General features: G+C 46.4%; 25 protein-coding genes and 1 riboswitch. Of the genes, 22 read left to right on the top strand and 3 right to left on the bottom strand.

Features of this window, described 5'->3' with window-relative positions; all coding sequences use genetic code 11:
* Nucleotides 1-17: 17 nt before the first annotated feature.
* Genes MHB72_RS18100 through MHB72_RS18090 form a run of 3 tightly spaced genes read left to right on the top strand, consistent with a single transcriptional unit; the run spans nt 18 to nt 1,821 of the window.
* Nucleotides 18-836 (top strand): ABC transporter ATP-binding protein, encoded by an 819-nt coding sequence (locus MHB72_RS18100; protein ID WP_020452888.1) that lies wholly within the window; start codon nt 18-20, stop codon nt 834-836.
* A complete protein-coding gene (locus MHB72_RS18095; protein ID WP_103750111.1) occupies nt 829-1,569 on the top strand; it encodes an IucA/IucC family C-terminal-domain containing protein in 741 nt (246 codons plus the stop codon). The genes MHB72_RS18100 and MHB72_RS18095 overlap by 8 nt, the downstream gene beginning before the upstream one ends.
* Nucleotides 1,570-1,821, top strand: coding sequence for a YusU family protein (locus tag MHB72_RS18090; RefSeq protein ID WP_020452886.1), 252 nt, complete (start codon nt 1,570-1,572; stop codon nt 1,819-1,821).
* Nucleotides 1,822-1,850: 29 nt separating this feature from the next.
* Here the strand turns inward: MHB72_RS18090 and MHB72_RS18085 are convergent, their stop codons facing one another.
* The 3 genes from MHB72_RS18085 to MHB72_RS18075 form a co-directional block, all read right to left on the bottom strand.
* Nucleotides 1,851-2,192, bottom strand: a complete 342-nt coding sequence (locus MHB72_RS18085; protein ID WP_075212655.1) for a spore coat protein — start codon at nt 2,190-2,192, stop codon at nt 1,851-1,853.
* 10 nt (nt 2,193-2,202) lie between these two features.
* Nucleotides 2,203-2,454: a hypothetical protein gene (locus tag MHB72_RS18080; protein ID WP_023856221.1), complete on the bottom strand. Its 252-nt coding sequence runs from the start codon at nt 2,452-2,454 to the stop codon at nt 2,203-2,205.
* A 76-nt stretch (nt 2,455-2,530) separates the two neighbouring features.
* Complete coding sequence (locus tag MHB72_RS18075) at nt 2,531-2,692, bottom strand: YuzL family protein (RefSeq protein WP_020452884.1); 162 nt, start codon at nt 2,690-2,692, stop codon at nt 2,531-2,533.
* Nucleotides 2,693-2,901: 209 nt separating this feature from the next.
* Here MHB72_RS18075 and MHB72_RS18070 point away from each other — a divergent pair, with 209 nt between their 5' ends.
* The 19 genes from MHB72_RS18070 to sufB all read left to right on the top strand — a co-directional run bounded on the left by MHB72_RS18070 (nt 2,902) and on the right by sufB (nt 20,883).
* On the top strand, nt 2,902-5,292 hold the full coding sequence (locus tag MHB72_RS18070) for a 3-hydroxyacyl-CoA dehydrogenase/enoyl-CoA hydratase family protein (protein ID WP_216919566.1): 2,391 nt from the start codon (nt 2,902-2,904) through the stop codon (nt 5,290-5,292).
* Between the two features lie 12 nt (nt 5,293-5,304).
* A complete protein-coding gene (locus tag MHB72_RS18065; RefSeq protein WP_025809838.1) occupies nt 5,305-6,480 on the top strand; it encodes an acetyl-CoA C-acetyltransferase in 1,176 nt (391 codons plus the stop codon).
* A 19-nt stretch (nt 6,481-6,499) separates the two neighbouring features.
* Complete coding sequence (locus MHB72_RS18060) at nt 6,500-8,284, top strand: acyl-CoA dehydrogenase family protein (protein WP_023856218.1); 1,785 nt, start codon at nt 6,500-6,502, stop codon at nt 8,282-8,284.
* A gap of 115 nt (nt 8,285-8,399) precedes the next feature.
* On the top strand, nt 8,400-8,756 hold the full coding sequence (locus MHB72_RS18055; RefSeq protein WP_020452880.1) for an arsenate reductase family protein: 357 nt from the start codon (nt 8,400-8,402) through the stop codon (nt 8,754-8,756).
* A gap of 61 nt (nt 8,757-8,817) precedes the next feature.
* Entirely contained in the window at nt 8,818-9,201 is a 384-nt protein-coding gene (gene gcvH / locus MHB72_RS18050) for a glycine cleavage system protein GcvH (RefSeq protein ID WP_020452879.1), read from the top strand.
* 60 nt (nt 9,202-9,261) lie between these two features.
* Nucleotides 9,262-9,498 carry a YusG family protein gene (locus MHB72_RS18045; RefSeq protein WP_020452878.1) on the top strand — a complete coding sequence of 79 codons (237 nt, stop codon included), beginning with the start codon at nt 9,262-9,264 and terminating at the stop codon, nt 9,496-9,498.
* A gap of 62 nt (nt 9,499-9,560) precedes the next feature.
* Nucleotides 9,561-9,905, top strand: a complete 345-nt coding sequence (locus MHB72_RS18040; RefSeq protein ID WP_023856216.1) for a toprim domain-containing protein — start codon at nt 9,561-9,563, stop codon at nt 9,903-9,905.
* Between the two features lie 25 nt (nt 9,906-9,930).
* A complete protein-coding gene (locus MHB72_RS18035; protein WP_023856215.1) occupies nt 9,931-10,239 on the top strand; it encodes a thioredoxin family protein in 309 nt (102 codons plus the stop codon).
* 121 nt (nt 10,240-10,360) lie between these two features.
* Nucleotides 10,361-10,717: an SCP2 sterol-binding domain-containing protein gene (locus MHB72_RS18030; RefSeq protein WP_020452875.1), complete on the top strand. Its 357-nt coding sequence runs from the start codon at nt 10,361-10,363 to the stop codon at nt 10,715-10,717.
* A 174-nt stretch (nt 10,718-10,891) separates the two neighbouring features.
* A riboswitch (SAM riboswitch) is annotated at nt 10,892-10,999 on the top strand.
* A gap of 116 nt (nt 11,000-11,115) precedes the next feature.
* Nucleotides 11,116-12,141, top strand: coding sequence for a methionine ABC transporter ATP-binding protein MetN (gene metN, locus MHB72_RS18025; protein ID WP_023856214.1), 1,026 nt, complete (start codon nt 11,116-11,118; stop codon nt 12,139-12,141).
* Nucleotides 12,134-12,802, top strand: coding sequence for a methionine ABC transporter permease (locus MHB72_RS18020; RefSeq protein ID WP_003185053.1), 669 nt, complete (start codon nt 12,134-12,136; stop codon nt 12,800-12,802). The genes metN and MHB72_RS18020 overlap by 8 nt, the downstream gene beginning before the upstream one ends.
* Nucleotides 12,803-12,815: 13 nt before the next feature.
* The gene (gene metQ, locus MHB72_RS18015; protein WP_216919569.1) at nt 12,816-13,646 is read left to right on the top strand and encodes a methionine ABC transporter substrate-binding lipoprotein MetQ; all 831 of its coding nucleotides are present in this window, start codon (nt 12,816-12,818) and stop codon (nt 13,644-13,646) included.
* 93 nt (nt 13,647-13,739) lie between these two features.
* Nucleotides 13,740-14,123, top strand: a complete 384-nt coding sequence (locus MHB72_RS18010; RefSeq protein WP_031305044.1) for a carboxymuconolactone decarboxylase family protein — start codon at nt 13,740-13,742, stop codon at nt 14,121-14,123.
* A 413-nt stretch (nt 14,124-14,536) separates the two neighbouring features.
* The gene (locus MHB72_RS18005) at nt 14,537-15,472 is read left to right on the top strand and encodes a cation diffusion facilitator family transporter (RefSeq protein WP_216919571.1); all 936 of its coding nucleotides are present in this window, start codon (nt 14,537-14,539) and stop codon (nt 15,470-15,472) included.
* Between the two features lie 222 nt (nt 15,473-15,694).
* On the top strand, nt 15,695-16,480 hold the full coding sequence (sufC, locus tag MHB72_RS18000) for a Fe-S cluster assembly ATPase SufC (protein WP_020452869.1): 786 nt from the start codon (nt 15,695-15,697) through the stop codon (nt 16,478-16,480).
* A 17-nt stretch (nt 16,481-16,497) separates the two neighbouring features.
* Complete coding sequence (gene sufD, locus MHB72_RS17995) at nt 16,498-17,811, top strand: Fe-S cluster assembly protein SufD (RefSeq protein ID WP_340903515.1); 1,314 nt, start codon at nt 16,498-16,500, stop codon at nt 17,809-17,811.
* Nucleotides 17,811-19,031, top strand: coding sequence for a cysteine desulfurase SufS (sufS, locus tag MHB72_RS17990; RefSeq protein ID WP_075212651.1), 1,221 nt, complete (start codon nt 17,811-17,813; stop codon nt 19,029-19,031). Before sufD ends, sufS begins: the two co-directional genes overlap by 1 nt.
* The gene (gene sufU / locus MHB72_RS17985; protein ID WP_020452866.1) at nt 19,021-19,467 is read left to right on the top strand and encodes a Fe-S cluster assembly sulfur transfer protein SufU; all 447 of its coding nucleotides are present in this window, start codon (nt 19,021-19,023) and stop codon (nt 19,465-19,467) included. Before sufS ends, sufU begins: the two co-directional genes overlap by 11 nt.
* An 18-nt stretch (nt 19,468-19,485) precedes the next feature.
* Nucleotides 19,486-20,883, top strand: a complete 1,398-nt coding sequence (gene sufB / locus MHB72_RS17980) for a Fe-S cluster assembly protein SufB (protein WP_035337663.1) — start codon at nt 19,486-19,488, stop codon at nt 20,881-20,883.
* Nucleotides 20,884-21,063 lie beyond the last annotated feature (180 nt).

The raw sequence follows: 21,063 nt of genomic DNA, 5'->3' as shown, positions 1-21,063 counted from the left end.
AAGGAGAGATTTCATTTATGAGTGCCATTTCAACAGAAACGTTAAGCTTAGGTTATGGAGAAACAATCATTATTGATGAGTTAAACTTAACGATCCCAAAAGGTGAAATCACCGTATTTATCGGCAGCAACGGCTGCGGTAAGTCGACTCTCCTTCGGTCTCTCGCACGTTTGATGAAGCCAAAGGGCGGTTCAGTGCTTCTCGAAGGCAGCTCCATCGCCAAACTTCCCACGAAAGAAGTGGCAAAGGAGCTGGCCATTCTGCCTCAAGGCCCTTCGGCTCCGGAAGGCCTGACCGTTCTCCAGCTCGTTAAGCAGGGGCGGTACCCTTACCAAAACTGGCTGAAGCAATGGTCGGCGGAAGATGAAGAGGCCGTGCAAAAGGCTTTGAAAGCGACAAGAATGGAAGAACTGGCTGAGCGCACAGTCGATTCCTTGTCAGGAGGCCAGCGGCAGCGCGCCTGGATCGCGATGACGCTCGCCCAGGAAACGGATATCATATTACTGGATGAACCAACGACATACTTGGATATGACGCATCAAATTGAAATTCTGGACCTTTTGTTTGAATTAAATGAACACGAAAAGCGCACGATCGTGATGGTGCTGCACGATTTGAACCTTGCCTGCCGCTACGCTCACCACCTCGTCGCGATTAAAGATAAAAAGATATATGCCGAAGGCCGGCCTGAATCCATTATCAACTGCAAGCTTGTGCAGGACGTTTTTGAAATGGACTGCGAAGTGACGAAAGATCCGCTTTTCGGCACGCCGCACTGCATTCCGTACGGAAGAGGAAGATGCATCGTCCAGCAGGTGGTTCAGTCCCATGCTTAATTTAACAAAAGAGGAGCTTGAGTCATTGCTTCGTTTTCGCCTTGGAACGAAGCAGACCGGCTCCTTATTCTCTGTTAAAGGAAACAAGCTCCTTGATGAGGATTTTTTAGAACGTTATGTAGAAGATATTAAAGACAGGCTGAACGCTCCGAATCAAAAAGTTGCGGCTTCAATGCTCGTCAAGCGCAGCGGGATGCTGGCTGCGCTGCATTTCTATCTGTTTACGGTTTGGGGAAAGCGCTTGCCAACCGCTCCTGCTTCCGTGTCATGGGAGATAGAAGCCGATGATCGAGGGTGGATGCCGTCGTTTTATTTTCACAAAGGTGCTGAGCTTATCGAAGCGGATCGCACCGAAGAACTGAAAAGATTGACTGAGGATATCTTCAGGTGCCACCTTGGCGGCCTGATCGCGGCCTGTCGGCGGGTATTTTCGATTTCAAAGCATATTCTTTGGGAAAATATTGCCGTTTATCTGTATTGGATGTATGACACGCTTCTGGAAGATCCGAAACTCAAGGCGCGGGCGGCGCAAGATTTTCATTTTCTTCTTTATGAAGCTGAGCCCGGTCTTTTTGAAGAAGGGGCGGACGAAAACCCTCTCAAAAGGTTTTATCCCGGACAGCATGCGGAGGACCGGACACGGACGACTTGCTGTCTGTATTATGCAACAGACAAAAACGGTGTCAAATGCAGGACATGCCCGAGAAATAAACGTAAAGAAAGGGTGTCGTGAGTGGAAAAACTAAAGGAGCAGCTGGATGGACTTGTTGAGAAATATACGGAGCTGCTTTTAGGCGAAACGGACGAAGAACTGAAAGAACAGGTGAAGATGTGGATCATCTACAGCCATATCGCCAAAAGCATGCCGCCCCTCGCCAAGCATTGGAACGGAGCTTATCCGGATGCGAAGCAGGAGATAAAAGAAGTAATCCGCCAAATTAAAGAACGAAATGAAGCGCACCGAGCGGCTAATCAAAAAAAATAAGCAGGGAGACTCCTCTGCTTATTTTTTGTTTATTGGTTTTGCTGATATGGCGACTGGTCTTGCAATGTAGAATGGAACTGCTGATAAGACTGCTGGATTTTCTGGGCATCTTCTGCCTCCACCTTGTACCATCCGTTTTGAAACATCACCTGGTACAATCTGCGCTGTACGTTTTGCGCCTCATTAAACAGCGGCTGAACGGCTTGGTAAAGCGACTCATGGCTTAATTCATTAAGCGCTGTCGAGTATGCTGCCGTCATGTATTTTTCGGTTGTCAGCAGTTCGTTGACAAAATCCCTGTCATTCATCGTGCTCGTTTTCGGGACAGGAGTTTCCTGATTGCCGATTTTCTGTTGGTTTTGCTGATTCATCATTAACCTCCTATTGCATGTATGCTGACGGGTTTTGCGTTTGATTTTGACGAAGCTGCTCCAATATCACATTGTAATGGTGATGGTGCATTTGTCCGACCCTGTCGAGTTCTGTTTTAAGAGACTGATCCTGGCACTGGTCCGCCATAAAATGCGCTTTTTTCATTGCGAGCAAGTTCCAGTTCAGCATATCCTGCAAATACAGATGATCCTTTGTTGAAATGACTGGCGGCGGTGTTGTCATTCCTTGCTGTTGCTGCATGAGTCTGCCTCCTTTTAGCGTTTATTTTTAGATTTCCTAACACAGCGGAAATTTATACCGGATGCTTAAAGGGGGCTTAGTGATCTTCAGGAACATCCATATTATGCTTTTTATATTGCTGGTTTTGGCTTGTCCGTTTTCCGCCCGCATCCGCCTTTTTATAATCCGGACCTGCATTGCCTTTTATGCTTGCGGCGCTGACTGCGGCTGAAGATGGATTTTTTCTTTCACGTACCAAGGCCTTCACCTCCCTCTCTATTGGTTTGTCCCAAAAGCGGGGAAACATGTAACCGCGGCAAAATAATACTCGCTGAAAAAATTTCAGAAATTTTGCACCAAGTTATTGAACTCGCTTCCAAAATCTTTTAAGATGAAAGAAGACAGGAGAGTTTATTTTTTTGGAGCAAAAATGAATGAATATTCATTCAAAGTAGGGGAGGATCTTTCATGGTCAAGCATATTCGTAAAGCCGCCGTTATCGGTTCCGGTGTAATGGGTTCCGGAATCGCGGCTCACTTAGCCAATATCGGGATTCCTGTGTTACTGCTCGATATGGTGCCGCGTGAATTAACAGATGAGGAAAGAAAAAAAGGCCGCACCCTTGAAGACCCGGATGTGCGCAACCGGCTGGCACAGTCAGCCGTACAAAAGCTGCTAAAGCAAAAACCGGCTCCGCTGACATCGAAGAAGAATATCAGCCGTATCAGCACAGGGAACATGGAAGACGATTTTGAAAAAATTAAAGATGCCGACTGGATTATTGAAGTGGTTGTCGAAAACCTGGAGATCAAGAAGCAAGTGTTTTCAAAGGTCGATCAATACAGAAAACACGGAAGCATCGTCAGCAGCAATACATCAGGCATCTCCGTCAGGCAGATGACGGAGGGAAGGTCCGCTGATTTTAAAAAGCACTTTTTAGGAACGCACTTTTTTAACCCGGCCCGCTATTTAAAGCTGCTTGAGGTGATTCCGATTGATGAAACGGATCCCGGAGTGCTGGATTTTATGAAGAAATTCGGCGAAGACGTCCTTGGCAAAGGGGTTGTTGAAGCGAAAGACACGCCAAACTTTATCGCCAACCGCATCGGAACCTACGGCTTGCTTGTGGCGGTTCAGGAAATGCTGAAAGGCGGCTACACGATAGGCGAAGTCGATTCGATTACAGGCCCGCTGATCGGACGCCCGAAAAGCGCAACTTTCAGAACGCTAGATGTCGTCGGGCTTGATACATTTTCGCACGTTGCCAAAAATGTCTATAACCAAGTCACTGGCGAAGAAAAAAACGTTTTCCGGCTGCCTGAATTTATTGAACAAATGCTCGAAAAAGGCTGGATCGGAAGCAAAGCGAAACAAGGTTTTTACAAAAAAGAAGGAAAAGACATCCTTGAGCTCGATCCGATGACGATGACCTACAGCAAACGCCAAACATTAAAAACATCGGGACTTGAAGCGGCCAAGCAAATGAAAGGCGCAGGAGCGAGATTGAAAGCGCTTATTTATTCAGATGACAGAGCGGGAAGCCTTCTTTGGAACATGACAGCTCCGACGCTTGTCTATTCGGCTGAGCTCACAGGGGAAATCGCTGACAGCATAACGGCGATTGATCAGGCGATGAAATGGGGGTTCGGCTGGTCGGAAGGTCCGTTTGAAATGTGGGACAGCATCGGTGTGAAAAACGCGGTGCAAAAGCTTGAAGCAGAGGGCTGGAAAGTCGCGGACTGGGTGAAGGAAATGCTCGCAAAAGGACATGAGACCTTCTACCTTAGAGAAAACGGAAAGACGTTCTGCTACTGTTTTGAAAGCGGCGAATACAGGGCGCTTCAAGAAAACAAGAAAACGATCCATTTGTCGTCACTCAAAGAAACAAAAGGCGTCATCAAGAAAAACAGCGGGGCAAGTTTGATCGATTTAGGCGATGATGTCGCACTGCTCGAATTTCATTCGAAAAGCAATGCAATCGGCCTCGACATCATCCAAATGCTCAAATTCGCTCTTGAGGAAGTAGATGCCAATTATAAAGGACTTGTGATCGGCAACCAGGGCAAAAATTTCTGCGTCGGAGCCAATCTTGCGATGATGCTGATGGAAGCCCAAGACGACAACTATATGGAAATTGACATGATCATCCGTCAGTTCCAGGAGACGATGATGAAAGTGAAATACAGTACCAAGCCGGTCGTCGCTGCTCCGTTCGGGATGACGCTTGGCGGGGGGACTGAGCTTTGTCTGCCTGCAGCCCGTGTTCAAGCTTCAAGTGAATCATACATGGGCCTCGTTGAAACAGGCGTCGGCCTGATTCCGGGCGGCGGAGGCAATAAAGAGCTTTATTTAAACTACTTGAAGGGGCTGCCTGAAGGCGTTAAACCGGATATCCAGGAGGCCGCCATCAAAACGTTTGAGACAATTGCTCTTGCAAAAACGTCGACTTCGGCTCAAGAAGCGAAAGAGCTGAACATCTTAACCGCAGAGGATCAAATCAGCATCAACCAGGATCACTTGTTATACGATGCTAAAAAACTCGTCCTGACACTTTCCGAAAGCGGCTACCGTCCGCCGGTGAAAAAGAAAGTTCCGGTGACAGGCGAAACCGGCTATGCGGCGCTCCTGCTCGGTGCGGAATCGTTAAAGCTGTCCGGCGCCATCTCTGAACACGACATGAAGATAGCGAAAAAGCTGGCGTTTGTCATTGCGGGCGGGAGGGTTCCGTTCGGCGCTGAAGTAACGGAAGAATACTTGCTCAATTTGGAAAGAGAAGCTTTCCTGAGCCTTGTGAGCGAACCGAAAACGCAGGCGAGAATGCAGCATATGCTTGTAAAAGGCAAACCTTTGCGTAATTAAGGAGGGAAAATAATGAAAGAGGCAGTTATTGTATCGGGAGCGAGAACCCCGATCGGAAAAGCAAAAAAAGGCTCATTGAGGACTGTCCGTCCCGATGATTTAGGCGCATATGCAGTGAGAGAGACGTTGAAAAGAGCTGGCGGTTATGAAGGGAATATCGATGATTTAATCATCGGCTGCGCTACGCCGGAAGCCGAACAAGGGTTGAATATGGCGCGCAATATCGGCGCGCTTGCCGGGCTGCCGCACACAGTTCCGGCCGTTACGATCAACAGATATTGTTCTTCAGGACTTCAATCGATCGCTTACGGGGCCGAAAAAATCATGCTTGGAGCTGCCGACACGGTCATTGCCGGCGGCGCTGAATCGATGAGCATCGTGCCGATGATGGGACATATCGTCAGACCGAACGCGGCGCTCGCGGAAACAGCTCCTGAATATTATATGGGAATGGGCCATACGGCTGAACAGGTTGCCGTTAAATACGGCGTTTCCAGGGATGATCAGGATGCATTTGCCGTCAGCAGCCATCAAAAAGCAGCCAAAGCGATCGCGGAAGGAAAGTTCGAAGATGAAATCGTCCCGGTGGACGTCACCGTCAGAGAAGTGGATGACCATCACAAGCTGAAGGAGCGGACGTTTACTTTCTCTGCCGATGAAGGTGTGCGCCCGGGGACAACGAAAGACGTTCTGTCAACGTTAAAACCGGCGTTTTCGGCGGACGGTTCTGTTACGGCAGGGAATTCATCGCAGACGAGCGACGGGGCGGCCGCAGTGATGATCATGGACAGAGAAAAAGCGGATGCGCTTGGGTTAAAGCCCCTCGCAAGGTTCCGTTCGTTCGCAGTCGGCGGCGTTCCGCCGGAGGTGATGGGCATCGGTCCTGTTGAAGCTGTTCCAAGGGCGCTGAAGATGGCGGGACTTGAGCTCTCTGATATCGGTTTATTCGAATTAAATGAAGCGTTTGCATCACAAGCGATCCAGGTGATCAGGTCGCTTGGCATCGATGAAGAAAAAGTCAATGTCAACGGTGGAGCGATTGCGCTCGGACATCCGCTCGGCTGCACGGGCACAAAGCTCACGCTGACATTGATCCACGAAATGCGGCGGAGAAGCGAGCAATTCGGCGTTGTAACAATGTGTATCGGCGGAGGTATGGGAGCAGCAGGGGTATTCGAATTAGTTTAATCACAAGGGGGATGGAACAATGGAACAAACAAAAGACCATATGAAAAAAGGCGGAGCCTTTCTGATCGAAGAGGTGACGGCTGATCAGCTGTTTACACCGGAAGATTTCACAGATGAACATAAAATGATTGCCAAAACGACTGAAGATTATATTCTCGGAGATGTTTTGCCATACATCGACGAAATTGAAGAGCACAATTTCGATCACTCTGTCAGGCTCCTGAAAAAAGCTGGAGAACTCGGGCTTCTCGGTGCTGACGTTCCTGAAGAGTATGGCGGACTCGGGCTCGATAAAATCAGCTCGGCGCTGATTACCGAAAAATTCTCAAGAGCGGGAAGCTTTTCGTTATCGTACGGGGCGCACGTCGGGATCGGCACGCTTCCGATTGTATTTTTCGGAACCGAGGAGCAAAAGAAAAAGTATCTGCCGTCCCTTGCAACAGGGGAAAAATTTGCAGCCTATGCCTTAACAGAGCCTGGCTCCGGATCTGATGCATTAGGGGCAAAAACAACGGCCGTTTTGAATGAGGCGGGAACCCACTATATATTAAACGGTGAAAAGCAATGGATTACAAACTCAGCTTTTGCCGATGTTTTCATCGTCTACGCGAAAATAGACGGCGAACATTTTTCGGCCTTCATTGTGGAAAAAGATTACGAAGGTGTTTCCACAGGGCCTGAAGAGAAAAAAATGGGCATCAAAGGCTCTTCGACCCGTACGCTCATCTTAGACCAGGTTCAAGTTCCGAAAGAAAACCTTTTAGGCGAACCGGGAAAAGGGCATGTCATCGCCTTCAATATTTTAAATATCGGCCGCTATAAGCTTGCTGTCGGGACAATCGGCGCTTCCAAACGGGTCATCGAGCTGTCCGCTTCATACGCCAATCAGCGCCAGCAATTTAAGACGCCGATTTCAAAGTTCAGCTTAATCGGGGAAAAAATCGCCACTATGTCAGCCAGACTTTATGCGATGGAAAGCTCTGTTTATCGTACGGTCGGGCTGTTTGAAGACAAAATGGGCACCTTGAGCGAAGAAGAGCAAAAAGACGGGCGCCAGGTCGCGAAATCGATCGCTGAATATGCAATCGAATGCTCCCTTAACAAAGTATTTGGATCTGAAACGCTTGATTATATCGTTGATGAAGGCGTCCAAATCCACGGCGGTTACGGATTCATGCAGGAATACGAAGTGGAGCGGGCTTACCGCGATTCACGGATCAACCGGATTTTTGAAGGCACAAATGAAATCAACCGTCTCATCGTCCCGGGCACATACTTGAAAAAAGCGATGAAAGGCGAGCTTCCTCTGTTTGAGAAAGCGAAGGCGCTTCAGGAAGAACTGATGATCCTCATGCCTGAAGAACCAGGTGACGGCGTTTTGGAACAGGAAAAGTATCTGCTGAGAAACGCCAAAAAAATCGCGCTCATGATCGCGGGACTCGCCGCGCAAAAATATGGAAAAGCGCTCGACCAGGAGCAGGAAATCCTCGTGAATATCGCCGACATTGTCAGCCAGGTCTACGCCATGGAAGCAGCTATTTTGCGTACAGAAAAAGCCATCCAGGCAACCGGGGAAGACAAAAACGCCCAGAAAATTCTTTATACGCAGATTTTTGCACAAGTTGCCTTTCAGGAAATTGAAAGCCATGCCAAGGAATCGCTCATTGCGATGGAATCAGGTGATTCGCTGCGGATGATGCTGTCCGCGCTCCGCAAATTGACGCGCTTTACGCCTGTCAATGTCATTGAGAAAAAGCGCCAGGCAGCCAAGGGAGTCTTTGAAGCTGAGAAATATATCGTTTAAACGAAAAGCCCTGCTTAGGCGGGGTTTTTAGCTGTTATAGAATGGAGCACGGTTTTAGGTTTTTCATTCGATCTGTGTTAAAATTACCTCGATTAAATGAGAGGGGTGTGTATGTATGGCTTTGGATTTTTACTGGTATCCGAAATGCGGGACATGCCGCAAAGCGAAAAAATGGCTTGAAGACCATGGCAAAGAAATCAATGGGATACATATCGCAGAAGAGCCGCCAAGCAAGGAAAAACTGAAAGAGCTCTACGAGAAAAGCGGGCTTGAATTGAAGAAGTTTTTCAACACGAGCGGACAAAAATACCGTGAACTCGGCTTAAAAGACAAGCTGCAAAACATGTCTGAAGATGAGCAGCTGGAACTGCTGGCTTCGGACGGTATGCTGATCAAACGCCCGATTGCGACAGACGGCAGTAAAGTAACGGTCGGTTTTAAAGAAGATCAGTTTAAGACATACTGGTTATAACCCATCAAAATATGATATCTTCAATGTAGGATCGATTAAAACACTTTATGGAGGGGTTAGCATGAGCACACCGAAAGAGTTGCGTTATTCAGAAGAACACGAATGGGTGAAAACAGAAGGAGATAAAGTCAGAATCGGCATTACAGACTTCGCCCAATCCGAACTTGGAGACATCGTATTTGTCGAGCTTCCTGAAGTGGGAGACGAAATCAAAGCGGACGAGCCTTTTGGCAGCGTTGAATCCGTAAAGACCGTTTCTGAGCTGTATGCCCCGATCAACGGAAAAGTGGTCGAAGTGAACGAAGATCTGGAAGACAGCCCTGAATTCGTCAACGAGTCTCCGTATGAAAAGGCTTGGATGATTATCGTCGAGCCGTCCGATGCTTCTGAAATCGAAAATCTGATGACAGCCGAGCAATATGAGGACATGATAAAAGAAGACTAAGGATTATTCAGGATAGCCATGTGTCGTTTGGATACTCTATATCAAGAGGGGGTGTCCAAATTGACGCTGAAAAAAGAACGTATTGATATTACAGAACATGTGGAAAGCCGATTAAAAAACGGCGGAATGCAGCTGTACCATGAGAATGAGCTGATCGGCCGAATGACCGGAAAGGATCAATACGAGTTGAAATCTGGATATTCATTCCAAGATGAGAGATTTTACAAAACGGCGGATACCGTAAGCGGTCCGGATGCTAAATATGTAGACTGTGATGACCACCAAGGCTGGTGTTAATCAAGTCAGGCGGTGAATATTCACTGCCTTTTTTTACAAGTAAATCTTTAAAGGTGATCCATATGCCGGAAAATGAAAAAGTCATGATCGTCGAAGGGAAATCAGATAAGCAAAAAGTGAAGCATGTCATCGAAGAGCCCGTGGATATCATTTGCACAAACGGAACGATCAGCCAGGCAAAACTAGATGAATTCGCCGAAACGCTGTTTGATAAAGACGTTTATATCCTGGTGGATGCCGATGAATCAGGGGAAAAGCTCCGCCGGCAGCTGACGAGGGAGCTCCCCCAAGCTTCGCATCTATACATCGATAGGGTATACAAAGAAGTCGCTTCCGCCCCGAGTCAGCATGTTGCAGAAGTATTAATTCGTTCAAACATCCGGGTACATACAAAATATTTATTATAAAACGTATTGAGGTGCGGTTCAACAGATGCAAGAACTCCAAGAAAAAGAGCTAAAACGGCTTGAACATGAGACCTGTCTTCTATATGTATACACGCCGTTCTGCGGAACGTGTCAGCTGGCCGGAAGAATGCTGGAAGTCGTTGATGAAATGATAAAGGACATTCCTTTTTATAAAAACAATCTCAATTATTCCCCAGCATTTGCCAAGCAGCAGGAAATAGAAAGCGTTCCATGCTTTATCCTTTACAAAAACGGGGAAGTCGTCAAAAAAGAATACGCTTTTCACTCCGTTTCCTACTTATACGATACGATTAAACAAAATGTTGTGGATTAAGGGCGGTTTTGACATATTTCTCGGGAAATAACCAGCAAAAACTTGTCGAGCAATTCCTAAAGGAACTCCTGCGGCAGACAGAGAATCTGTAAGTATGACCAATTTACAGGAGGTTATACAGTTGGAGAAAATGGGATTGATAGAAAGAGAGGACAAGGCTCTTTTTTTAAAACCTCTATTATCGACAACGGCTTTGCTGATTACGTTTCAAGGCGAGAAAGAAGCTTTTACGTTAGCGATCAACGAAAAAGGGGAAATGGAAAAATCTTCTCTTGCAGAGAAAGCTCATTTGACCTTTTTTGGAGAGCAAAGCGAGATTATTGACCTTCTTCACGGCGATATTTCATTGCAGCATCTCGTACAGCGCGGCACTGTTCAAGTAAAAGGCTCATTCAGAGCTTTATTGAAGCTTGAAGCGATTTTATGGCTGACGGACGGCTTTTTTAAAAACAGCGATCTTTATTCAGAGACATTTTAAAAATTTGAAAAATCGGCACATTCCGTGTATAAGTCGGACAGAGACGAGCGTTTACGTTCGTCTCTTTTCGCCGTAGGCCGATTGTCTTACGAAAAATAGTTGACAACTATTTTTTCGCATGATATCCTACTTTAAGAATTCCGATCATAATAATCAAAAAATAAATATATGATTCTCTTATCCAGAGAGGTGGAGGGAAGTGCCCTATGAAACCCGGCAACCATCAACACGTGTTGAAATGGTGCCAATTCACACGAAGCGTTATGCTTTGAAAGATGAGAGAAAGGCCCAGACTATTCAAAAGCCTTTCTGCTCATGTGTGCAGAAAGGCTTTTTTCATTGTTTGATCAGGAATTTAGACAACTATGAGAATTGAGCAAGAAAGCAGGTGATGGCTTTTGATAAATCTTCAAAATGTTTCAAAGATTTATCGGTCAAAGCATGGAGATGTCAATGCTGTCCAGGATGTCACCCTTACGATTAAAAAAGGTGAAATCTTCGGAATTATTGGATATAGCGGAGCTGGAAAAAGCTCCTTGATCCGTCTTTTGAACGGACTTGAACAGCCGACTTCAGGCACGGTTGAAGTAGCCGGCAGAACAATCAGTGAGATCAAAGGGAAGAAGCTGAGGAATGCAAGGCAGGAAATCAGCATGATTTTCCAGCACTTCAACCTATTGTGGTCAAGAACGGTCCGCGACAATATTGCGTTTCCGCTGGAGATCGCCGGTGTCAGCAAAGCAAAACGTCTGAAAAGAGTCGCAGAACTGATAAAGCTTGTCGGACTTGAAGGCAAGGAAAATGCCTACCCTTCACAGCTTAGCGGAGGCCAAAAGCAGCGCGTCGGCATCGCTCGGGCGCTCGCAAACAATCCGAAAGTTCTCTTATGCGATGAAGCGACATCAGCGCTTGATCCGCAGACGACTGACTCGATCCTGGGTCTTCTGTCCGATATCAATGAAAGGCTCGGACTGACCATTGTCCTGATTACTCATGAAATGCATGTCATCAGGAAAATCTGCCACAGAGTGGCCGTCATGGAAAACGGAAAGGTCGTGGAAGAAGGCGATGTGCTGAACGTATTCCTCAAGCCGCAGGAAGAAATGACAAAGCGCTTTGTTCAGCAGGTAACAGAACCGGTGGAAACACAGGAAACGCTGAAGCATTTCCTCGAAGAAACGACATCCGGGCGGACGATCAAGCTCACCTTCGTCGGTGAAGCGGCCGAATCGCCGCTGATCACACAGATCATTCGGAAGTTCGATGTTGAAGTCAACATCCTTCAAGGCAAAATCTCGCAAACTCAGGACGGCGCATACGGTTCATTGTTCATTCATGTCGACGGATATGAAAACGAGGTCAATGATGTGGTCGATTTCATCAAGAGCCGTCAAGTAGAAGCAGAGGTGATCACGAATGTTTGAAAAACTGTTTCCAAACGTAGATATGGAGCAGCTGTGGGAAGCTACGTATGAAACGATATATATGACAGGAATTTCCCTATTGTTTGCTTTTATCATCGGAGTGATTCTCGGTATGCTGCTGTATCTGACTTCAAAAGGAAACATTTGGCAGAATCGAGTCGTGAACGGTGTAATCTCGGCAATCGTCAATGTGTTCAGGTCTATTCCTTTTATTATATTGATTATTTTGCTGCTTGGTTTCACAAAGTTTTTAATGAACACGATCTTGGGGCCGAACGCCGCACTTCCGGCTTTGATTATCGCATCCGCTCCGTTCTATGCCCGCCTGGTTGAAATCGCTTTGCGCGAAGTTGATAAGGGCGTGATTGAAGCGGCAAAATCGATGGGAGCCAAAACATCGACGATCATATTTAAAGTGCTCCTGCCCGAATCGATGCCGGCCTTGATCTCTGGCATTACGGTTACGGCGATTGCACTGATCGGTTCGACGGCGATGGCCGGAGCAATCGGTTCAGGCGGACTCGGGAACCTTGCCTATGTAAACGGTTTTCAGATGAACAATCCCGATATTATACTCATCGCCACTATTTTCATCTTAGCTATTGTGTTTATCATCCAGTTTATCGGGGATTTTATAACAAATAAATTAGACAAACGTTAGGGAGGACATCAACATGAAAAAAGGTTTATTAACAGCTTTATTCATCATTTTTGCAGGCGTTTTAGCCGCTTGCGGATCTTCCAGCAGCGAAGGGGATAAAGACAGCAAAGTCATCACAGTCGGAGCGACGCCGACGCCTCACGCTGAAATCCTTGAAGAAGCAAAGCCGCTTTTGAAAGAAAAAGGCTATGAGCTTAAAATCAAAAATTTCACGGACTACAAACTGATCAACAAGGCGCTTGCAACGAAAGATCTCGATGCGAACTACTTCCAGCACGTCCCGTATCTAGAACAGGAAATGAAAGAAAATAAAGACTACGATCTTGTTAACGTCGGCGCGGTACACCTTGAGCCATTCGGCATTTACTCCAAAAAGTATAAATCTTTAAAAGACCTTCCTGACGGTGGAAAAATTATTATGAGCAACAACGCCGCTGAACAGGGCCGCATGCTTGCAATGCTTGAAAATGCCGGACTGATCAAGCTGAAATCAGGCATTGAAAAAGTGGATGCGACAGTAAAAGATATTACAGAAAACAAGAAAAACCTCAAAATCAAAAATGATGTGGCGCCTGAAATGACGGCAAAAGCATACGAAGCCAATGAAGCTGACGCAGTGTTCATCAATGTGAACTACGCGATCCAAAACAAGCTCAATCCGAAAACTGATTCAATCGAGCTTGAGTCTCCAAAAGACAATCCTTACGCTAACATCATCGCCGTCCGCAAAGGCGACGAAGATTCTGACAAGGTGAAAGCTCTGATGGACGTATTGCGCTCTGAGGACATTAAAAAGTTCATCGACAAAAAATATGAAGGCTCTGTCATTTCTGTTTCTGAGTAAATGAAAGAACACCCCGGTTTTGGAGAAAACCGGGGTTTTTTTCGCGTATTTTTTGAAAAGAGGCTCATAATAAAAAAAGACTACCAACTGAAAATGGAGGAACAAAACGTGAATCAGCATGAATCAGAAAGCATTATCGAATCCGCACTGCATGAATATAAAGCAGGGATCGGCATCTTTTCCGAAAAAATGCCCGGAATTGCCGCCAAATACAACGAATTTACAGAGGAATGCTTTAAAAAAGGCGCGCTCAGCGAAAAGGATAAGCAGCTGATCGCACTGGGCATCAGTGTTAATACACAGGATGAATATTGCATTATTTATCATATCAAGGGCTGCCTGGATTGCGGAGCGTCGGAGGAAGAAATTCTTGAAGCGGTCGGCGTAACTGCGGCATTTGGCGGGGGCGCGGCCATGAGCCAAGCTGTCACGCTCGTTCTGCAGGCGATGGAAGAATTCCAGCAAATGAAGCATTGATTTTTCATCCGTGAAAGCATATTGAAAGCACACACATCTTTGAAGAGTTTGTATATAACTGGTACTATGAAAGAAAATCTCTGAAAGGATGATTCATTATTTGTTCAAGCCAAGATCAGCTTGACCTTGAATTCACGGCCGAAATGGAAAAAGCGATGCACAAGTCGCATGGAATGGGGTACGAGGAGTACAGCAGAAGCCATGTGAACCGGCTTGAAGTTGAGAAAAGGCGCGAAGAGCAGCATCAAAAAAGCAAGCAGATCGTATCAAATTTACCCATGATCGGATAAAATGAGGGGGGCGGATGTCAATCCGTCCTTCTATATGTCTTTAGAATCCGCTTGACCATAAGTGAAGGAAAAGGTAAAATTTAAATATGAATATATGATCATATATTAAAAGGAGGATTTATGATGGCTCATTCTCACGATCACACAGGTCACAGCCACCATGGCAGCCGATCAGCCAATCAAAAAGCGCTCTACATCAGCTTCGGTTTAATTTTTACTTTTATGATCATTGAAGTGATAGGCGGGATATTGACGAACAGCCTCGCTTTGCTATCGGATGCGGGACATATGCTCAGCGACGCTGCAGCGCTTGGTTTCAGCCTCTTGGCGTTTAAAATTGGGGAAAAGGCCGCAACTGTGAGCAAAACATTCGGCTACAGGCGCTTTGAAATTTTGGCTGCGTTTATCAATGGCATCACCTTGCTTTTGATTTCACTTTATATCTTTTGGGAAGCGTACAACCGCTTTTTCAGCCCGCCGGAAGTCGCCGGCAGTGGCATGCTGGTGATTGCAACGGTTGGTTTGTTCGTCAACATTGCTGCAGCCTGGATATTAATGAAAGGCGACACAAGCGGGAATTTAAACATGCGGAGCGCATTTTTGCACGTCATCGGTGATATGCTGGGATCTTTCGGCGCGATTATCGCAGGCCTCCTCATGCTTTTCTTCAATTGGAATATCGCCGATCCAATCGCAAGCGCCGCCGTCGCGGCTTTGGTTCTTGTCAGCGGGTGGCGGGTGGCGAAAGACTCGGTGCATATATTAATGGAAGGAAAACCGAAAGACATTGATGCGGAAGCGCTTAAAAACGGCCTGCTTTCCATTCCGTCAGTCAGAGAGGTTCACGATCTCCACATTTGGTCGATCTCATCTGACATGCCGTCATTAAGCTGCCATATCGTGGCAGACGAAAACAGTGACAGGGATAGAATCTTAAAACAAGTATCAAAATATCTAAGGAAAGAATGCAACGTGGAGCATGTGACGGTCCAAATAGAAGGGGAGCGCTGTTCCCGTCATGAATCGTGCAGCCTGGGATCAAACCGTTCCCGCTCGTAATTCCCGCTGTTTTTCTATAGCTTGTTGATTGTAAGGTACACATCTCTCGTCCGGGAAGTTTTCTTGTCCCAATCTCTTTAAGAACAAAACGTTTTTTGTTAAACTTGAGAACATGTACACGAAAAGATAGGAAGACTATTGTTGTATTCACTTTTCATTTGTTATAAAATTAGAATGAGAATAAATTGAGAATGATGATTATATATATTGGAGGTATATTTCATGGCTGCTTCGACATTAACAATCAAAGATCTTCACGTTGAGATTGAAGGAAAAGAGATTTTAAAAGGTGTAAACCTTGAAATAAAAGGCGGGGAATTCCACGCTGTAATGGGACCGAACGGAACGGGTAAATCAACTTTATCCGCGGCGATTATGGGGCACCCTAAATACGAAGTAACAAAAGGAAGCATCACGCTTGACGGCAAGGACGTTCTGGAAATGGAAGTGGACGAGCGCGCTCAGGCCGGCCTGTTTTTGGCTATGCAGTATCCGAGTGAAATCAGCGGTGTTACAAATGCCGATTTTCTCCGTTCAGCGATCAACGCGCGCAGAGAAGAAGGCGACGAGATTTCTTTAATGAAATTCATCCGCAAAATGGACGAAAACATGGAATTTCTTGAAATGGATCCTGATATGGCGCAGCGCTACTTGAACGAAGGTTTCTCAGGCGGTGAGAAAAAACGCAACGAAATTCTTCAGCTGATGATGATCGAACCGAAAATCGCGATTCTTGACGAAATCGATTCAGGTTTGGATATCGACGCCCTTAAAGTCGTTTCAAAAGGAATCAACAAAATGCGCGGCGAGGACTTCGGCTGCCTGATCATCACGCACTATCAGCGCCTCTTGAACTACATTACGCCTGACCATGTGCACGTCATGATGCAGGGCCGCGTTGTGAAATCCGGCGGACCTGAGCTGGCGCAGCGCCTTGAGGCTGAAGGATATGACTGGATTAAGCATGAGCTTGGAATCGAAGACGAAACTGTCGGTCAAGAAGCGTAAGCGTTAGGGGGATAAACATGACATTGGAAACAAAACTATCTGTAGATCGGGAATATGTCAAAAGCTTCTCTGAGAAGCACCAGGAACCTGCATGGCTGCAAGATCTACGCTTAGAAGCGCTTGAAAAAGCAGAAGATCTGCCGCTGCCGAAACCTGATAAAACGAAAATTACAAATTGGAATTTTACACGGTTTGATAAGCATACTGTAGAAAATAAACCGCTTGATTCTTTGGATGATCTTTCAGATGAGGTCAAATCGCTGATCGATCTTGGAAATGAAGACAAAACGCTTTATGTCCAAAGAGACCAGACGCCGGCTTACCTTTCTCTTTCAAAAGAGCTGCAGGATAAAGGCGTCATCTTTACAGATATTCATACTGCGTTCCGCGAACACGGCGAGCTAGTCAAAAAATACTTTATGAAAGACGGCGTAAAAGCCGATGAGCATAAATTAACGGCATTGCATGCAGCCCTCCTGAACGGCGGAGCCTTCCTTTACGTTCCGAAAAACGTCGAACTGGAAGCGCCGGTGCAAGCTGTTTATGTCCATGAAAGCAATGATACAACGCTTTTCAACCATGTACTTGTCGTTGCTGATGACAACAGTGCAGTCACATATGTAGAAAACTACATCAGCACTGTGAACCCTAAGGAAGCGGTCTTTAATATCGTGTCAGAAGTGATCACAGGCGCGAATGCCCGCGTGCAATACGGTGCGGTCGACAACCTTTCCGCAGGGGTTACGGCTTATGTCAGCCGCCGCGGAACTGCACTCGGACGCGACAGCAAAATTGAATGGGCGCTCTGTTTAATGAATGACGGAGACACCGTTTCTGAAAACACGACAAATCTGCATGGAGACGGCACATTCGGCGATACGAAAACGGTTGTCGTCGGCAGAGGAGAACAGACTCAAAACTTTACAACGCAAATCATTCATCACGGAAAGCATTCAGAAGGCTATATTTTAAAACACGGCGTTATGAAAGATTCCGCATCTTCGATCTTCAACGGCATCGGAAAAATCGAGCACGGCGCGTCAAAATCAAATGCAGAGCAGGAATCACGCGTTCTTATGCTGAGTGAAAAAGCGCGCGGCGACGCCAACCCGATCCTGTTAATCGATGAAGACGATGTAACGGCAGGACACGCTGCATCCGTCGGCCGCGTCGATCCGGTTCAGCTTTACTATTTGATGAGCCGCGGAATTCCAAAAGAAGAAGCAGAGCGCCTCGTCATTTACGGCTTCCTCGCACCGGTTGTCAATGAACTTCCGATCGAAGGCGTGAAGAAGCAGCTGGTCTCTGTGATTGAAAGGAAAGTAAAATAATGAATGCCAAAGATATTCGCGAACAGTTTCCGATTCTCAGCCAACAGGTCAACGGACACGATCTCGTTTATTTGGACAGCGCGGCAACCTCGCAGAAGCCGCGCGTTGTCATCGAGACGCTTGATGAGTATTACAACTCTTACAATTCCAATGTCCATCGCGGCGTTCATACATTAGGAACGAAAGCAACGGATGGATATGAAGGAGCTCGTGAGAAGGTCAGGAAGTTTATAAACGCGAAGTCGATGCAGGAAATTATTTTTACAAGGGGTACGACAACGGCCCTGAATACGGTTGCGCTCAGCTATGCCCGCGCAAACCTCAAGCCTGGTGATGAAATCGTCATTACACCGATGGAGCACCATGCGAATATTATTCCGTGGCAGCAGGCTGTCAAAGCAACCGGCGCCACGCTGAAGTACATTCCGCTTCAGGAAGACGGAACCATTTCCTTGGACGATGTCAGGGAAACGGTGACGGAAAATACAAAAATCGTCTCGGCTGCACATGTTTCAAACGTTCTCGGTACGATCAACCCGATTAAGGAAATAGCCAAAATCGCGCATGACAACGGCGCGGTCATGGTCGTAGACGGTGCGCAAAGCACGCCTCACATGAAAATTGACGTCCAGGATTTGGACTGCGATTTCTACACGTTTTCAGCCCACAAAATGTGTGGTCCGACCGGGGTCGGGGTATTGTATGGAAAAAGAGCATTGCTTGAAAACATGGAACCCGCAGAATTCGGCGGAGAAATGATCGATTTTGTCGGTCTTTACGAATCGACTTGGAAGGAGCTGCCTTGGAAATTCGAAGCCGGCACACCGATCATTGCCGGTGCGATCGGATTGGGAGCGGCGATTGACTTCCTTGAAGACATCGGACTTGACGAAATATTGGCGCATGAACACCGTTTGGCGGCCTACGCCCTGGAGCGCTTTAAAGAGCTTGAAGGCGCGACTGTCTATGGTCCTGCCGAACGTGCAGGACTCGTGACATTCAACCTTGAAGACGTTCATCCGCACGATGTGGCAACCGTGCTTGATGCAGAAGGGGTCGCCGTCAGAGCCGGTCATCACTGTGCACAGCCTTTGATGAAATGGCTGAACGTTTCCGCCACTGCAAGAGCAAGCTTTTATCTGTATAATACGGAAGAAGACATCGACAAACTGATTGAAGCTCTTCAGAAGACAAAGGAGTATTTCACAAATGTCTTTTAATGTGAACTTGGATACACTGTATCGCCAGGTGATAATGGATCACTACAAAAACCCGAGAAACAAAGGGGTTTTAAATGACAGCATCGTTGTTGATATGAACAACCCGACATGCGGTGACCGAATCAGACTGACGATGAAGATAACAGACGGTAAAGTAGAAGATGCAAAATTTGAAGGCGAAGGATGCTCAATCTCAATGGCCTCTGCGTCCATGATGACACAGGCGATCAAAGGGAAAGACGTGGAGACCGCCCTTCAGATGTCACAGATCTTTTCAGATATGATGCAGGGCAAAGACTACGACGATTCGATCGATTTAGGCGATATTGAAGCCCTGCAAGGCGTTTCAAAATTTCCGGCCCGGATTAAATGTGCAACATTGTCATGGAAAGCCCTTGAAAAAGGCGTTTCCAAAGAAAACAGCGATAACGAATAAAGATTGGAGTGAAAATGGATGGCTAAGAAAATGCCGGATATCGGCGAATATAAATACGGTTTTGCCGACAAAGACGTTTCCATTTTCCGTTCAGAGCGGGGATTGACAAAAGAAATCGTTGAAGAAATTTCACGCATGAAAGAAGAGCCGGAGTGGATGCTCGACTTTCGTCTGAAATCTCTTGAACACTTCTACAATATGCCAATGCCGCAATGGGGCGGAGATTTAAACTCATTGAACTTTGATGAAATCACGTACTATGTAAAGCCTTCTGAGCGCTCAGAAAGATCATGGGACGAAGTTCCTGAGGAAATCAAACAAACATTTGACAAGCTTGGAATCCCTGAAGCTGAGCAAAAATATTTGGCCGGTGTATCTGCGCAGTATGAGTCAGAAGTCGTTTACCATAACATGAAAGAAGATCTTGAGTCTCAAGGGATCGTCTTTAAAGACACAGACAGCGCCCTCAAAGAAAATGAAGACATTTTCCGCAAGCATTGGGCAAAAGTCATTCCGCCGACTGACAACAAGTTTGCGGCCTTGAACTCTGCGGTATGGTCCGGCGGATCATTCATCTACGTGCCAAAAGGCGTAAAAGTTGATACTCCGCTGCAAGCATACTTCCGCATCAACTCAGAAAATATGGGACAGTTCGAACGGACGCTGATCATCGTCGACGAAGGCGCTCACGTTCACTATGTAGAGGGATGTACAGCACCTGTTTATACAACAAACTCCCTTCACAGCGCGGTTGTTGAGATCATCGTTAAAAAAGGCGGCTACTGCCGTTATACAACGATTCAAAACTGGGCGAACAACGTCTTCAACCTTGTGACAAAGCGTGCGGTCTGTGAAGAAAACGCGACAATGGAATGGATCGACGGAAACATCGGCTCCAAGCTGACAATGAAATATCCTGCCGTTATCCTGAAAGGCGAAGGCGCGCGCGGCATGACGCTTTCTATCGCTCTCGCAGGAAAAGGACAGCATCAGGATGCCGGTGCGAAAATGATTCACCTTGCACCAAATACGTCATCTACAATCGTTTCAAAATCGATCTCAAAACAAGGCGGAAAAGTCACATACCGCGGAATCGTCCACTTCGGACGCAAAGCCGAAGGCGCCCGCTCAAACATCGAATGCGACACGCTGATCATGGACAACAAATCAACTTCTGATACAATCCCATACAATGAAATTTTGAACGACAACATTTCATTGGAGCACGAAGCGAAAGTATCAAAAGTATCTGAAGAGCAGCTCTTCTACTTGATGAGCCGCGGCATTTCTGAAGAAGAAGCAACAGAAATGATCGTCATGGGCTTCATCGAGCCGTTCACGAAAGAACTGCCGATGGAATACGCGGTTGAGATGAACCGTTTGATCAAGTTTGAAATGGAAGGGTCTATTGGTTAATCATTGAAAAGAAAGGGTGTGATCAGACTTCGATTTGATTGCACCCCAAATGTACCGCAGATATAATCTATTGCCTAGCAATTTTCTAAAAGGCGTAGAAGTGTATCTGCGGTTTTTTCTTGAATAGATTAAATGATAATCATACGGTCAGAGGACTTTAGCTTTTTATTTCATAAAAGA

It is taken from the genome of Bacillus sp. FSL K6-1284, assembly GCF_038002625.1.
Taxonomy (GTDB): domain Bacteria; phylum Bacillota; class Bacilli; order Bacillales; family Bacillaceae; genus Bacillus; species Bacillus paralicheniformis.
Note: the sequence above shows the minus strand (reverse complement) of the source record. Positions and strands in the feature narration are given on the sequence as shown.